The sequence below is a fragment of the Streptomyces sp. 3MP-14 genome, assembly GCF_006334905.2.
GTDB lineage: Bacteria > Actinomycetota > Actinomycetes > Streptomycetales > Streptomycetaceae > Streptomyces > Streptomyces triticirhizae.
In genome coordinates this window covers 12482-27056 of record NZ_VDLZ02000004.1, presented here as the reverse complement: position 1 = coordinate 27056, position 14575 = coordinate 12482, and the positions used below count along the sequence as shown (strand labels likewise).

Annotated in this window: 12 protein-coding genes; 7 read left to right on the top strand and 5 right to left on the bottom strand. The window is 74.3% G+C overall.

Features of this window, described 5'->3' with window-relative positions:
* Positions 1-3: 3 nt before the first annotated feature.
* The 3 genes from FH609_RS06865 to FH609_RS06855 form a co-directional block, all read right to left on the bottom strand.
* Positions 4-921, bottom strand: a complete 918-nt coding sequence (locus FH609_RS06865) for a carbohydrate ABC transporter permease (protein WP_139666637.1) — start codon at positions 919-921, stop codon at positions 4-6.
* Positions 918-1808, bottom strand: a complete 891-nt coding sequence (locus tag FH609_RS06860) for a carbohydrate ABC transporter permease (RefSeq protein WP_226961506.1) — start codon at positions 1806-1808, stop codon at positions 918-920. Before FH609_RS06860 ends, FH609_RS06865 begins: the two co-directional genes overlap by 4 nt.
* A 158-nt stretch (positions 1809-1966) precedes the next feature.
* On the bottom strand, positions 1967-3247 hold the full coding sequence (locus FH609_RS06855; protein WP_139666638.1) for an extracellular solute-binding protein: 1281 nt from the start codon (positions 3245-3247) through the stop codon (positions 1967-1969).
* A 205-nt stretch (positions 3248-3452) separates the two neighbouring features.
* Here FH609_RS06855 and FH609_RS06850 point away from each other — a divergent pair, with 205 nt between their 5' ends.
* Together FH609_RS06850 and FH609_RS06845 are read left to right on the top strand one after the other, a co-directional pair.
* Positions 3453-5513: a beta-galactosidase gene (locus FH609_RS06850; RefSeq protein ID WP_139666639.1), complete on the top strand. Its 2061-nt coding sequence runs from the start codon at positions 3453-3455 to the stop codon at positions 5511-5513.
* An 81-nt stretch (positions 5514-5594) separates the two neighbouring features.
* On the top strand, positions 5595-6767 hold the full coding sequence (locus FH609_RS06845) for an arabinogalactan endo-1,4-beta-galactosidase (protein WP_319789581.1): 1173 nt from the start codon (positions 5595-5597) through the stop codon (positions 6765-6767).
* A gap of 29 nt (positions 6768-6796) precedes the next feature.
* On the opposite strand, the gene FH609_RS06840 is transcribed toward FH609_RS06845, so the two are convergent.
* Positions 6797-7807 carry a DUF6745 domain-containing protein gene (locus FH609_RS06840; RefSeq protein WP_139666695.1) on the bottom strand — a complete coding sequence of 337 codons (1011 nt, stop codon included), beginning with the start codon at positions 7805-7807 and terminating at the stop codon, positions 6797-6799.
* An 86-nt stretch (positions 7808-7893) separates the two neighbouring features.
* Complete coding sequence (locus FH609_RS06835; RefSeq protein WP_139666641.1) at positions 7894-8220, bottom strand: hypothetical protein; 327 nt, start codon at positions 8218-8220, stop codon at positions 7894-7896.
* Positions 8221-8419: 199 nt separating this feature from the next.
* Between FH609_RS06835 and FH609_RS06830 the strand changes: the two genes are divergently transcribed.
* The 5 genes from FH609_RS06830 to FH609_RS06810 all read left to right on the top strand — a co-directional run bounded on the left by FH609_RS06830 (position 8420) and on the right by FH609_RS06810 (position 13811).
* Entirely contained in the window at positions 8420-9388 is a 969-nt protein-coding gene (locus tag FH609_RS06830; protein ID WP_139666642.1) for an STM4015 family protein, read from the top strand.
* Positions 9381-10574, top strand: a complete 1194-nt coding sequence (locus FH609_RS06825) for an STM4014 family protein (protein WP_193317811.1) — start codon at positions 9381-9383, stop codon at positions 10572-10574. The genes FH609_RS06830 and FH609_RS06825 overlap by 8 nt, the downstream gene beginning before the upstream one ends.
* A gap of 97 nt (positions 10575-10671) precedes the next feature.
* Positions 10672-11523, top strand: coding sequence for an STM4013/SEN3800 family hydrolase (locus FH609_RS06820; RefSeq protein WP_139666696.1), 852 nt, complete (start codon positions 10672-10674; stop codon positions 11521-11523).
* Positions 11520-12875 carry an STM4012 family radical SAM protein gene (locus FH609_RS06815; RefSeq protein ID WP_139666643.1) on the top strand — a complete coding sequence of 452 codons (1356 nt, stop codon included), beginning with the start codon at positions 11520-11522 and terminating at the stop codon, positions 12873-12875. Before FH609_RS06820 ends, FH609_RS06815 begins: the two co-directional genes overlap by 4 nt.
* Positions 12876-12911: 36 nt before the next feature.
* On the top strand, positions 12912-13811 hold the full coding sequence (locus tag FH609_RS06810; RefSeq protein WP_139666644.1) for an STM4011 family radical SAM protein: 900 nt from the start codon (positions 12912-12914) through the stop codon (positions 13809-13811).
* Positions 13812-14575 lie beyond the last annotated feature (764 nt).

Here is a 14575-nt window from a genome sequence, read left to right as displayed (position 1 = left end):
GGTTCACGACTTTACGGCCCCCGACAGCAGGTCGAGGCTCCAGAAGCGCTGCACGAGGAGGAAGAGCGCGATCAGCGGCAGCACCGCCAGCAGCGCGCCGGTGATCACCAACGTGTAGAGCGCGGGCGTCGTCGAGCCCTGGTTGAGGAGGGTGAACAGGCCCAGCGTCAACGGGAACTTCTCGTCGTCGCTCAGCATGATGTACGGCAGTAGGAAGTTGTTCCAGATCGCCACGAACTGGAAGAGGAACACCGTCACCAGCCCGGGCAGCATCATCGGCAGCGCGATCGAGCGGAAGATCCGCCACTCGCCCGAGCCGTCCATCCGCGCCGCCTCCACCACGTCGGCCGGCACCGCGGCCGCCGCGTAGATCCGCGCCAGATAGATGCCGTAGGGGGAGAGCAACACCGGCAGCAGCACGGCCAGTCGGCTGTCGGTGAGGTCCACCTCGGCCAGCAGCAGGTACTGCGGCACCGCCAGGATCACCGGCGGCATCAGCACGCCGGCCAGCAGCACGTTGAAGATCGTCTCCCGGCCCGGGAAGCGGTAGAGCGCCAGCGCGTAGCCGCCCAGCGCCGAGACCGCGCACGACAGCAGCGCGCCAAGGCCCGCGTAGAGCGCCGAGTTGGCCATCCAGCGCCAGTAGATCCCGTCCCGGTAGCCGTGCAGGTCGGCGACGTTCTCCCACAGGCCGCTGCCGGGCGCGAAGGTGAACGTCGAGAACAGCTCGTCGCCCGCCTTGGTCGCCGCGATCGCGACCCAGGCCACCGGCAGCAGGCAGTAGAGCGCGCCCAGCAGCAGCGCGGCGGTCGGCAGCGGCGCGAAGCGGCGCCGGCGACGGGCGCCGGCGCCGTCGGATGTCGGCCGGCCGTGCACGGGATGCGCGGGATTCAGGGGGGTGGCGGGGTTCGCGGTGCTCATCGGGCGTTCTCCTCGCGGCGGTCGCGGGCGGTGGCCAGCCGCAGGAAGCCGAACGAGAGCACCAGCGTGACCAGGGCGATCACCACGGCGGTCGCGGCGGCGGCGTGGATGTCGCCGCCGGTGAACGCGTCCTCGTAGACCTTCATCAGCGGGGACCAGGTGGTGGACAGGCTGTTGGTCAACGGCCGCAGCGTCGTCGGCTCGTTGAACACCTGGAGGGTGGCGATGATCGAGAAGAAGAAGGTGAGCACCAGCGAGGGCAGCACCATCGGGATCTTGATGCGCAGCGCGGTCTGGAGCGGGGTGCAGCCGTCCAGCCGCGCCGCCTCGTGCACCTCGGCGGGGATGGCGCGCAGCGCGGTGTAGATCACGATCATGTTGAAACCGGTGCCGCCCCAGATCGCGATGTTCGCCAGCGCGCCGAACAGCGGCGCCCCGTCGAGCAGGTCGGGCGCCGGCAGGCCCACCGCCTCCAGCGCGTCGGTGAGCGGGCTGACCGAGGGCAGATAGAGGAAGCCCCACAGCAGCGCGGCGATCACGCCCGGCACGGCGTACGGCAGGAAGATCGTCAGCCGGCCGAACCGCCGCCCGCGCACCCGCTCGTCGTCCAGCAGCAGCGCGAAGAACAGCGCGAGCCCCAGCATCACCGGCACCACGATCGCGCCGTAGCCCAGCACCCGCAGCGCGCCGGCCAGCAGCTCGGAATCGGTCAGCGCGCGGCGGTAGTTGGCGAGTCCGGCCCACACCTCCTCCCGGCCGTCGGGGCCCAGGCCGAGGCCGACGATCTGGACCTTCCGGACGCTGAGGTACAGCGCGTAGCCGATGGGCAGCGCGAAGAACAGCGCGAACAGCGCGGCGGTGGGCGCCAGGAAGCCGTAGGGCGCCAGGCGCGCGGAGGTGGCGCGGGCGCGCGCCGGGGTGTGTTCGCGCCGGCGGGCGGCGCCGCTCCCGATGCGCCGGCGGGCGGTCTCGCTCCCGATGCGCCGGCGGGCGGCCTCGCTCCCCGGGCGCTTCCGGGCGCCGGCGGGCGTGCGCCCCGGCGCGCTCACTGGACTACCTCGAAGCCGAGCCGGTCCATGTCGTCGAAGGTGGTCTGTTGCATCTCGGCCAGGGCCTCCTCGAAACCGGCGCGGCGGCCGGCCGCCGCGCCGAAGGCGTTGTTGAACGCGCTGTAGGCGACGGTGACGTTCGGCCCCCAGGCGGCGGGCGCCGCGCCCTCCGCCACCTCGGCGACGGTCTCGTAGAACGCGGGCTGGTTGGCGAGGAACGGCGGCGGCTCGGCGAGGGCTTCGCCGGTCTGCGCCGCCGTCGCCGCCGGATAGATCCCGCAGGTCTGGACGAGGGCGGTCAGCGCCTCGGGGTCGGTGTTGAGCCAGACCGCGAACTCGGCGGCCTCGGCCCGGTGTTCGGAGTCGGTGGTGACGGCCGTGGTGGAGCCGCCCCAGCTGCCGGTGACGTTGGCGCCCGGCTCCCACTGCGGCAGCGGCGCCGCCTCCCAGGTGCCCTCGGTGTCGGGGGCGGCCGTGGCCAGGGTGCCGGGCGCCCAGACGCCGCTGATCCAGGCGATCTGCCGGCCCTCGTTGAGGGCCTGGTTCCAGGCCGGGGTGTACATCGGCTGGTTGTCGACCAGCTCCTCGGCGACCAGTTCCTCCCAGAACGCGCTCACCCGGCGGCCCGCCGCGTCGTCGATGGCGACCCGCCAGCGGTCGGTCTCGGTGGTCCACCACTGGGCGCCGGCCTGCTGGGCCAGGCCGGCGAAGAGGCCGGCGTCGTTGGCGGAGAACGTGGTCAGCCGGCGGTCCGGATCGATCTCGCGCAGCGCGCGGGCGGTGTCGGCGAACTCGTCCCAGGTCTCCGGCACGCTCAGCCCGAACTCCTCGAAGAGGTCGGCGCGGTAGAAGAACAGCAGCGGCCCCGAGTCCTGCGGCAGCGCGTAGACGGCGTCGGTGCCGAGGGTGACCTGCTGCCAGACGGCCGGGGTGAACGCGTCCTCGACGCCGGCGACCTCGGCGGAGATGTCGGCGGTGACGTTGTTGCTGGCCAGCGTCGGCAGCGCCTGGTACTCAGCCTGCACCAGATCGGGCGCGGTGCCCGCCTGGGCGGCGGTGACCGTCTTGGTCACCAACTCATCGCCGCTGGCCTGCTTCTTGACCGTGACCTGAACGTCCGGGTTCGCCTCGTTCCAGAGTTCGACCACCTCCTCCATCCCGGGCGCCCAGGCCCAGTAGGTGAGGTGCACGGCCCCGTCGTCGGCCGCGCCGCAGCCCCCGAGCGCGGCGGCCGTCAGCAGCGTCGCGACGCAGGTGGCGGTCGCGCGGTGACGCATGGTCCCTCCCGAGGGGTGGTGCGCGCGGCGGGCGCCGCCTGGCGCGGCCGCCGTGCGGCAAAGCTGAGATGATGGTGGGCATGACTGTGAACGTGCACAGTGAAGAAATGTTTCGGCCACTTGTCAACCGTTGGGTACTTGAGGTTTCGTGGAGCAGCACGGTGAGCCATGCTGTGCACGTTCACATGAAGCGGGAGAGGAATCCATGCCGCACGCCACCCCCAGAGGGCTGGGCCGACTCGCCTTCGGCGGCGACTACAACCCGGAACAGTGGCCGGAGGAGGTGTGGCACGAGGACATCGCCCTGATGCGGCAGGCCGGGGTGAACCTGGTCAGCCTCGGCATCTTCAGCTGGGCCCGCCTCGAACCCAGGCCCGGCGACTTCGACTTCGGCTGGCTGGACCGGGTGATCGAGCTGCTGCACGCGGCGGAGATCAGGATCGACCTGGCCACGCCGACGGTGGTGCCGCCCGCCTGGTTCTACCGCGAACACCCGGAGGCGCTGCCGGTCAGCCGCGACGGCACCCGCTGGGCCTTCGGCTCACGCGGCGCGATCTGCCACAGCTCACCCGCGTACCGGGAGGCGATCACCGGCATCGTCACCGCGCTCGGCGAACGGTACGGGCGCCACCCGGCGTTGGCGATGTGGCACGTGCACAACGAGTACGGGGTGCCGGTGCTGGAGTGCTACTGCGACGTCTCGGCCGCGCACTTCCGCCGCTGGCTCGCCGAGCGGTACGGGGGCCTGGACGCGCTCAACGACGCCTGGGGCACGGCGTTCTGGGGGCAGGGCTACGGCGACTGGGACGAGATCCAGCCACCCCGGCTCACCCCGACCGTCGCCAACCCGGCGCAGCGGCTGGACTTCGCGCGGTTCGCCAGCGACAGCGCGCTGGCCAACTTCCGGCACGAGCGCGAGCTGCTGCGCGCGCTGTCCCCGGGGACGCCGGTGACCACCAACTTCATGGTCTCACCGACCCAGTGCGACTCCATGGACTACTGGTCCTGGGGCCGGGAGGTGGACCTGGTCACCAACGACCACTACCTGGTCGCCGAGGAGGACCGCAACCACATCAACCTCGCCATGGCCGCCGACCTCAGCCGCTCGGTGGGCGGCGGCCGGCCCTGGCTGCTGCTGGAGCACTCCACGAGCGGGGTCAACTGGCAGCGGCGCGGCATCGCCAAGCGGCCGGGGGAGATGGCCCGCAACAGCCTGGCGCATGTGGCGCGCGGCTCGGATGGCGCGCTGTTCTTCCAGTGGCGGGCCTCGCGCTCGGGCGCGGAGAAGTTCCACTCGGCGATGGTGCCGCACGCCGGCACGGACAGCAGGATCTGGCGCGAGGTCGTCCAACTCGGCGCCGACCTGGGCCGGTTGGCCGAGGTGCGCGGCAGCGAGACGGTCGCCGACGCGGCCGTGGTGTGGGACTGGCAGTCGTGGTGGGCGCAGAAGCTGGAGTGGCGGCCCAGCGAGGACCTGGACACCCGCGAGCGCGCCGAGGCGTGCTACGCGGCGCTCTACGACCGGCATCTGACGGTCGACTTCGTCCCGCCGGAGGGCGGGGCGTCGGGGGACGGGGCACTGGACGCCGGCGGTCTTGACCGGTACCCGCTGGTGGTCGTGCCGGCGCTCTATCTGGCGAGCGCGCGGGCGGGGGAGCGGCTGCGCCGCTATGTGGAGGGCGGCGGAACGCTGCTGGTCTCCTACTTCTCCGGGATCGTCGACGAGCACGACGCCGTGCACCCGGGGCCGCATCCGGGGGCGCTGCGCGGGGTGTTGGGGCTGACCGTCGAGGAGTTCCAGCCGCTGCACGCGGGGCGCGCGGTGCGGCTGACCGGCCCGGAGGGCGTCCCCGACCTGTCCGCCGACACCTGGGCGGAGACGGTGGTGACCCGGGGCGCCGAGCCGGTCTGGCGGTATGCCGACGGGCCGGCGGCCGGCGGGCCGGCCGTGACCCGGCACCGGCTGGGCGAGGGCACCGCCTGGTATGTCTCGGCGCGGCTGGGGCGGGACGGGCTGGACGCGGTGCTGGCGTTGGCGCTGGCTGACGCCGGGCTGCCGGACCGGGACGAGCTGCCGCGCGACCTGGAGGTGGTGCGCCGCCGGGGCGAGAGCGGCGACGTCTACCTGTTCGCGATCAACCACAACGACGCCGAGGTCACCCTGCCGCTGCCCGGCGCGGGCGTCGAGCTGCTGACCGGGGCGGACGTCGCCGGGAAGCTCGGCGTCCCGGGCGGCGGGGTGCGGGTGGTGCGCCTGGCCGGGTGAACGGCGGCGGCAGGGAGGCGGCGGGGGCCGGCCCCGGGCGCCGCGCAGACGGAACGACTCGATCGGACAAGGGAGTTCATGATGGGTACGTCCAGCACGTCGCACACGTTCGGCGCGGGCGAGGGGAAGGCCGGGAGCGGGGGCGTCGGCAGGCGGGCGGTGCTGCGCGGTGCCGGCGCCGCGCTGGCCGCGCCGTTGGCCTGGCCGCTGCTGGCCGGCGGGGTCGCCCGGGCCGCCGAAGGGCCGATCCGGGGCGTCGACGTCTCCTCGCTGCCCAAGGCGGAGGACCTGGGCGCGGTCTTCCGCCGGGCCGACGGCAGCGCGGCCGACGCGCTGACCATCCTCGCCGAGAACGGCGCCAACTGGGTGCGGCTGAAGGTCTGGGTCAACTCCCCGGACGGCTACCACGACACCACCCGGATCGCCGCGCTGGCCCGCCGGGCCGCCGCGCTGGGGATGGAGATCCTCGTCGACTTCCACTACTCGGACAGCTGGGCCGACCCGGGCCAGCAGCACAAGCCGGCCGCCTGGGCCGGGCTGGACGCGGCCGGCCTGGAACGGGCCGTCGCCGAGCACACCTCGGCCGTGCTGGGCGCGTTGGTCGAGCAGGGCACCCCGGCCGGCCTGGTGCAGATCGGCAACGAGATCAACGCCGGGATGCTCTGGCCGGACGGCTCGACGGACGACTTCGACCGGCTGGCCGCGCTGCTGACCGCCGGCGCCGAGGCCGCCGCCGACGCCTCGCCCGGCACCCGCAGGGCGCTGCACCTGGCCGAGGGCGGCGACAACGCGCTCTTCCGCTGGTGGTTCGACAACGCCACGGCCCGCGCGGTGCCGTTCGAGGTGATCGCGCTGTCCTTCTACGGCTACTGGCACGGCACCCTGCCGGAACTCCAGGCCAACCTCCATGACCTGGTGGCCCGTTACGACCGCGACGTGGTGGTGGTCGAGACCGCCTACCCGTTCACGCTGGGCAGCGACGACGACCACCAGGACATCATCGGCGAGGAGTCCCAACTGGTCGCCGGCTACCCGGCCACCCCGGAGGGCCAGCGGCGGTGGGTGCGGGACATCACCTCCGTGGTCGCCGGCGTGCCGGGCGGGCGCGGCCTCGGCGTCTTCTACTGGGAGCCGGCCTGGACGGCCGTGCCCGGCAACGGCTGGGACCCGGCCGACCCGGCCTCCGGCAACGCCTGGGAGAACCAGGCCGTCTTCGACTACCAGGGCACGGTGCTGCCGGCCGCCGGCTGGTAGCCGGGACGGCCCGCCGGGGCGCGGGCCGCTCAGGTCTGCCGGAGCGGCGCGTAGGCGTCCGCGTCCAGGCCGAACGTCCATGCCACCCCCTCCCGCGCGGTCCGTGTGCCGGGCGGCACCCGCAGCCAGTAGACGCGGCTGGTGCCGTCCGGCTCGGGCGTGGAGTTGACCACCTCGACCATGGCCACGTCCTCGTCCCCGGGCAGCGCGATCCGCCACAGCACCCCCGTCTCGTCCCGGTGCACCGGCCGGGCGCCGGACTCGGCCAAGTAACGGTCGTAGCCGTAGTGTTCGAGCATCACGCGGCGCAGCTCCGCGTTCTCCTCCGCCCTGATCCGCTCGGGCGTCAGCGCGTCCAGCCGGTCAAGGAACTCGCCCGGCACGGGCAGCCCGCGCCAGGCGTGCAGCGCGAAGCCGTCCGGGTAGGCGAGGGCCGGGCCGTCCGCCCGGTCCAGCCGGCCGGCCTCGTCCCGGTGCAGCTCGGTCGGCCGCTCGGCGATCACCGCGATCCGCTCGTAGGGCCACCACCAGCCGGCCGAACGGGCCACGGCCGCCAGCCCGTCGAGCCCCGAACCCTCGCCCGGTTCCAGGGCCGCCAGCCAGGCCGCGTCCTGCTGGCCGAGCACCGCGTCCAACAGCAGCACCCGCAGCGCCGGCTCCTCCCGGCGGCCCGGCGCCAGCTCGGCGAGCGCGGCCGCCCGCACCCGCTCCACCAGCGGTGTCGTCGCCTCCCACAGGTCGGCGCCGGTGGCCCGCCAGTGCGCCGACCAGCCGGAAGGCCCCAACAGGCCGTGCAGCCGCGCGCGTTGGGCGGCCACCGGCCGGTCGTGCACGGCGGCCCGCACGCTCGCGCCCCGCTCGCCGCCGGCGCCGTCCCGCAGCAGCCGCACCGCCGCGAGCGGCGACGGAACCCACACCACCGAGGCGGGCTCCGCCAGGCCCGCCCGCCGATAGGCCAGCCGAACGCCCTCCTCGGCGGTCTCCCGCTCGGCCGGCCCCGTGGCCAGGGCCACCGCCCGCCAGTCCACCCGCTCGCTCATCGCGTTCCTCCCCGTCGTCGTCCCCGTCATCGCCGAACCCCTCAACTCCCGCGTTCCCGTCTCAACTCCCGAACCGGCCGCCGCGCTCAGTCCGCCACCACCCGCACGGAGCCGGGCACGTACTCGCGCTGCCGCACCACCCGGTACCAGCCACGCGGCAGCGAGATCGCCGCGTGCTCCTCGTGCACCACCCGCGCGCCCTCCGGGACATGAAGCAGCGCCGGCCCGAACGCCCCGCCCTCGCGCACCAGTCGGCCGGGGCCGACCACCGCGTGCGCGTGTCCCGTCGCCTCGCCCAGCGCGAGGACCAGCCGCCCCCGCCCGTCGCGCGGCTCGGCGGCGGCCGTCTCCGCCCCCTGCGGCACGGCCGCCTCGTCCAACGGCACGATCAACACGTCTCCCTGCCGGTACACGGCGCTCCCTCCCGTCGTCGGCACCCGTCGTGCCACGACCACTGACAGTGATACGGACCGTAGCCGAGGGCACTGACAACGGCCGGCGCCCGCAGGTCGACGCGGGGTCACCGACCGTGTTGTCAGTGGCACTTGGTAGAACTCCCGTACCGACCCATCCACGGGACGGGCCCACACGACGACGAGGAGCGGGCGCAGCATGACCATCGGAAGCCACCTGGAAGAGTTCTACGGCCTGCCCGCCGTCGACTTCCCCGAAGAGGCCGAGGGACCCGAGGGCCCGGCCGCCCTGCCCGCAGCGGATGAGGCGGCCTGGCGGGTCGCCATCCCGTCCTGGGACGCCAAGGAGGAGTGGCCGGCCGCCTTCGCCCGCTTCCTCGCCACCGTGGACACCACCCGCGTGCGGGCGCTGATCGTCGGCTCCTGGGGCGAGTCCTACGAGAACCGCCCGACGGCCGTGATCAGCGCGATCCTGGACGCGCGCGAACGACTGCCAGCGCTGCGCGCCGTGTTCCTCGGCGACATCGTGATGGAGGAGGCCGAGATCTCCTGGATCTACCAGGGGCGGGTGAGCGATCTGCTGGAGGGCTTCCCCGAGTTGGAGGAGTTCGGCGTCCGGGGCGGCACCGAGCTGGAGTTCGCGCCGGTCCGGCACGAGCGGCTGCGGAAGCTGGTCGTGGAGACCGGCGGGATGCCGGCCGAGGCGGTGCGCGGGGTGGGGGCCAGCGAGTTCCCCGCGCTGACCCACCTCGAACTGTGGCTGGGCACCCCGGAGTACGGCGGGAACTCCGAGGTGACCGACCTGATGCCGATCCTGGCCGGCGAGCGGCTGCCGGCGTTGAAGCATCTGGCGCTGTGCAACAGCGAGATGCAGGACGCGGTCTGCGCCGCCGTCGCCTCGGCGCCCGTGGTGGCGCGGCTGGAGACGCTGGACCTGTCGATGGGCGTGCTCACCGACGACGGGGCCAGCGCGCTGCTGACCGGCCAGCCGCTGACCCATCTGACGTCGCTCGACCTCTCCTACAACTTCCTGAGCGAGGCGCTGCGCACCCGGCTGCGGGAGACCCTGGAGCCGGCCGGCGTGGAGCTGGACCTGGACGCGGACGGCGCTGAGGAGGACGAGGACGGTGACGGCGACGTCTGGCGCTTCGTCGCGGTGGGTGAGTGACCAGGCCCCGGCGGCGCGCCCCGTTCGCCTGGCCGTCGTCGGGAACCCGGAGAACCGGCGGGTGACCCACTTCCTGCGGGCGGCCGAGGCCGCCGGCTACGACCGGCCCCGGGTCGTCCCCTGGGCCCTGGTGCTGCGCGAGGGCGGCCACGCGTTCGCCGACGACGAGGTGGTGCGGCTGGACTCGCCGGGGGAGAACGCCGAGGTGGACCGGCTGCTGCGCGGGCTCGACGAGCCGACGCGGGTGGAGGGTTCGGCCGTCTGGTACGCCCGGCTGCTGGCCGCCGTGCGCTCGCTGCGCGGCGGGCTGCGGCTGGACGACCCGGACGAGCTGGCGGTGCTGTTCGACAAGCGGCTGACCCACTCCCGGCTGGCCGAGGCGGGCGTGCGGGTGCCGCCCTCGCCCACCTCGGGGGCCGCCCGGGCGGTGCGCGGCTGGGACGATGTCCTGGCGGCGGCACGGGAGTTGGGCGCCGCCCGGTTCTTCGTCAAGCCGGCGCACGGCTCCTCGGGCTCGGGCGTGCTGGCCGTCGAGACCACGGCGGCCGGCCGGGTGCGGGCGACCACCCCGGTGGAGGTGGCGCCGGACGGCCGGCTGCACAACACGCTGCGGCCCCGCCGCCTCACCGAGGAGCGCGCCGTCGCCGCCGTGGTGGACGCGCTCGCCCCTGACGGGCTGCACATCGAGCAGTGGGTGCCCAAGGCGAGCCTCGGCGGGCGGGCGACCGACCTGCGGGTGGTGGTCGTGGCCGGCCGCGCCACTCACGCGGTGGCCCGCACCAGCCGCCTGCCGCTGACCAACCTCCATCTCGGCGGCGCCCGGGGCGAGTTGGCGGCGGTGCGGGAACGCGCCGGGGAGCGCTGGGCGGAGGCGCTCGCGGTCTGCGAGCGGGCCGCCGCCCGCTTCCCCGGCACGCTCTGCGTGGGCGTCGACCTGCTGCCGGCCGCCGGCTGGCGGCGGTTCCTCGTCGGCGAGGTCAACGCCTTCGGCGACCTGCTGCCCGGGCTGACCGGGCTGCTGGGCGGTCCGGCGGAGGGACTGGACACCTATGGCGCGCAGCTCGCCGCCCTGCCGGGCGCGTTGCCCCTGTCGCCCCTGTCGCCCCTGTCGAACGACGTCAGCGAGTGGAACGAGTTGCACGAGTCGAGCGAGCGGCCGAGGAGCGCACACCATGCCGCACGCTGAGACCCCGGCGCCGCCCGTCGCCCCCGACGCCGGGGCCGGCCCCGCCACGCCGGAGGCCCGTTCCGCCGCGCCGGCGGCCGGCCCCGCCGACCCCGACATGAACGCCGTCGTCGGCCGCGACGACCTGCTGCTGCTCACCCTTGACACCCTCCGGCACGACGTGGCCGTCGAGTTGGCCGCCGCCGGCCGGCTGCCGAACCTCGCCGCCCACCTGCCTGGCGGCACCTGGGAGGAGCGGCACGCCCCGGCCAGCTTCACCTACGCCTCCCACCAGGCGATGTTCGCCGGCTTCCTGCCCACGCCCGCCCGGCCCGGGCCGCATCCGCGGCTGTTCGCGGCCCGGTTCGCCGGCAGCGAGACCACCGCCGACGGCACCTTCGTCTTCGACGCGCCCGACCTGCCCACCGCGCTGGCCGAGCGCGGCTACCACACGGTCTGCGTCGGCGGCGTGGGCTTCTTCAACCAACGGGGCGCGCTGGGCCGGGTGTTGCCGGGGCTGTTCGCCGAGAGCCACTGGGAGCCGGAGTTCTCCGTCGCCTCGCCCACCTCCTTCGAGGCGCAGGTCACCAGGGTGGAGGAGGTCGTGGCCCGACTGCCGGCCGCGCGGCGGCTGTTCCTTTTCCTCAACGTCTCGGCGCTGCACCAGCCCAACTGGTTCCACCTGCCCGGCGCTACGCGGGAGGCCGGCGACACCCGGGCCAGCCACGCGGCGGCCCTGGAGTACGTGGACCGTCATGTCGGCCGGCTGTTCGCCGTGCTGCGCGCTCGCCGCCGCTGCTTCGCCATCGTCACCTCCGACCACGGCACGGCCTACGGCGAGGACGGGTACACCGGCCACCGCATCGGCCACTCGGCGGTCTGGACCGTCCCCTACGGCCACTTCTTCCTGGACCCCGCGAACCCCCCGCCAGCCCCGCCACCCCCGCCGTCCCCGGAGCCGCCGGCATGACCACCACCGCAGCGCCCGTCCGCCCCTACCAGCACTACGTCTACGCCTACCCGCACAAGACCGCCTACCGCCCGCTGCCCGACCGGCCGGTGCTGGCCGACGTCTGGGCGGGCGAGGCGCGCGACGCGCTCTCGTTCTACGCCCACATCCCGTTCTGCGAGGTCCGGTGCGGCTTCTGCAACCTGTTCACCCGGGTCGGCGCGCCCGAGGGCCTGACCGGCCGCTATCTCGACGCGCTGGAGCGGCAGGCGATCGCGGTGCGGGAGGCGTTGGGCGACCGGCGGCCGGCGCGGTTCGCCAACGCCGCGTTCGGCGGCGGCACCCCGACCTTCCTCACGGCCGACGAGCTGACGCGGCTCTGCGACATCGCCGAACGGCGCATGGGCGTGGACCTGCGCGCGATACCGCTCTCCGTCGAGGCGTCCCCGGCGACCGCGACGGCCGACCGGCTTGCGGTGCTCGCCGAGCGGGGCGCGACCCGGCTCAGCCTGGGCGTGCAGTCCTTCGTCGAGGCCGAGGCGCGGGCGGCGGTGCGGCCCCAGCGGCGCGCCGACGTGGAGGCGGCGCTCGGCCGGATCAGGGACGCCGCCATCCCGGTGCTCAATATTGATCTGATCTATGGCATCGACGGTCAGACGTCGGCCAGTTGGCGCCACTCGCTGGATGTCGCGCTGGCCTGGCGCCCGGAGGAGGTCTACCTCTACCCGCTCTACGTCCGCCCGTTGACCGGCCTGGGCCGCCGCGCCGACTCCGGCACGGGCCCCGCTGCCGCCGATCTCGCCTGGGACCGCGAGCGCCTGGCGCGCTACCGGGAGGGCCGCGACCACCTGCTCGCGCACGGCTACCGGCAGCACTCGATGCGGATGTTCCGCCGGGCTGACGCGCCCGAGCAGGGCCCCGACGATTACGCCTGCCAGACCGACGGCATGATCGGCCTGGGCTGCGGCGCCCGTTCCTACACCTCGACCCTGCACTACGCCTTCGACTACGCCGTCGCCATGCCGGAGATCCGGGGCATCATCGACGCCTACGCCGCCACCACGGACTTCTCCCGCGCCCGCCACGGCCGCCGCGTCGACGAGGACGAGGCGCGCCGCCGTCATCTGCTCCAGTCCCTGCTCCAGGCGGCGGGGCTGCCCGTCGCCGAGTACCGGGAGCGGTTCGGCACCGCGCCGCAGGACGACTTCCCGGGGGAGCTGGCGGAGTTGGCGGACCGGGGCTGGCTCGCCGAGGAGGACGCCGGCCGCCTGCTGCGGCTGACCGACGAGGGGCTGGCGCATTCCGACGCGGTGGGGCCCGCGTTCTTCTCGCCCGCCGTCCGGGCGGCGATGGCCGCCCACGAGCCGCGATGACGAGACGACAGCCGCCACGACAACGGGGAGCCGGCCGTGCACCTGACCGTTCTGTACCGGGGCCCGCTGGCCTCCTGCGACTACGACTGCCCCTACTGCCCGTTCGCCAAGCGGCGCGACACCCCCGCCCAACTCCGCGCCGACCGGGCCGCGTTGGAGCGGTTCACCGGCTGGGCCACCGGGCGTCCGGAGGAGCGGCTGTCGATCCTGTTCACGCCGTGGGGCGAGGGCCTGACGCGCTCCTGGTACCGCCGCGCCCTGGTCGAGCTGTCGCACGCCCCCGGCGTCGCGCGGGTGGCGATCCAGACCAACCTCAGCTGCCGCACCGGCTGGCTCGCCGAGGCCGACCGGGACACCCTCGCCCTGTGGTGCACCTACCACCCGGGGCAGACGCCGCACGAGCGGTTCCTGGCGAAGACCCGCGAACTGGCCGCGCTGGGCGTCCGGTTCAGCGTCGGCGTCGTCGGCCTGCCCGAGCACCTGGCCGCCGCCCGGCGGCTGCGCGCCGAGCTGCCCGGGCACGTCTACCTCTGGGTGAACGCCGCCGAGGGCCACCGCTACCGGGACGCCGAGGCCGCCGAGTGGACGGCGATCGACCCGCTCTTCCCGTTCAGCCGCGACCCGCACCGCTCCGCCGGCCGGCCCTGCCGCACCGGCTCAAGCGTGGTCTCGGTCGACGGCGAGGGCACCGTCCGCCGCTGCCACTTCGTCCGCGACATGCTGGGCAACCTCTACGACGGCTCCTACCGCGCCGCGCTCGCTCCGCGCCCCTGCCCGCTGGCCGTCTGCGACTGCCACATCGGCTATGTCCACCTGGAGACGCTGCCGCTCTACGACGCCTTCGCCGGCGGCGTCCTGGAACGCGTCCCGACGGCCGAGGCGCTCGCCGACCCCGGTGTTTTCCTGGGGCTCCCCGTCAGAACGACCGCGACCTGACCGCGACCTGCCCGCCCGCCTCCGGCCAGGGCGGCCGGGCCCATGGTCTCTCTCTGGGGTCTTCGTGGATCAGTGAACGGGGTGGGGTGGGTGCGGGGTTTGTCTGCGGGCCGGTGGCCGGTGCGGGGCAGCCCGACTGGTCGTTTGTTGGTCGACGAGGCTCGTTGCGGGGCTTGGGGTTCTGGCGCGGGCCACGACGCCGGGCCTAGATGGCGCACGTTCGGCCGGGTGCGGGCGTAACGAATGCCGGCAGGAGGCTGGCTGGGAAGGGGGGCGCGGCTTCCGGGAGGTGGAGTTCGTTGCCGCCGGGGTGGTCGGGAGTGCGGTGCGTGCCCTCCGGGCGCGGGGACTGCGGCTTGTTCGAGGGTCGGCCGGCGGCTGGGGGCGTGCGTAGCGCGCACCGGCTTCGCCGGCCTGCCCCGGCATGTCGCCCGTCTCGGACGTGGCCGATCGTCGGGCGACTGGAGGGGCCCGTACCGGTCGTCGTTTCGAAGTGCGGGGCTTCGTCGAGTTCGGTCAACGACCACGCTGCCGCGCGAACATCGCCTGCTGTCCTGGTAGTCAGCGGGCCGTCGACTCCCGAGGGCGGGCAGGCCGGGGGGTGGGGGACCTTTTTTATAGGTGCCCGTTTGGAAGTGAACAGATCGTTCAACTCTAGACGGGCACCTACAGAAAGAGACCCCCACCCCCCCCTGCCCGGAAGCGGACAAGGCGCGGACTATCCAACCGGCAGGCGATGTTCGCGCGGCAGCGTGGTCGTTGAC

Bases quoted from the DNA above. Each gene is read 5' to 3' on its own strand.
- FH609_RS06855 (WP_139666638.1), bottom strand. From the start codon at position 3,247: ATGCGTCACCGCGCGACCGCCACCTGCGTCGCGACGCTGCTGACGGCC.
- FH609_RS06845 (WP_319789581.1), top strand. From the start codon at position 5,595: ATGGGTACGTCCAGCACGTCGCACACGTTCGGCGCGGGCGAGGGGAAG.
- FH609_RS06840 (WP_139666695.1), bottom strand. From the start codon at position 7,807: ATGAGCGAGCGGGTGGACTGGCGGGCGGTGGCCCTGGCCACGGGGCCG.
- FH609_RS06820 (WP_139666696.1), top strand. From the start codon at position 10,672: ATGAACGCCGTCGTCGGCCGCGACGACCTGCTGCTGCTCACCCTTGAC.
- FH609_RS06830 (WP_139666642.1), top strand. From the start codon at position 8,420: ATGACCATCGGAAGCCACCTGGAAGAGTTCTACGGCCTGCCCGCCGTC.
- FH609_RS06850 (WP_139666639.1), top strand. From the start codon at position 3,453: ATGCCGCACGCCACCCCCAGAGGGCTGGGCCGACTCGCCTTCGGCGGC.
- FH609_RS06865 (WP_139666637.1), bottom strand. From the start codon at position 921: ATGAGCACCGCGAACCCCGCCACCCCCCTGAATCCCGCGCATCCCGTG.
- FH609_RS06815 (WP_139666643.1), top strand. From the start codon at position 11,520: ATGACCACCACCGCAGCGCCCGTCCGCCCCTACCAGCACTACGTCTAC.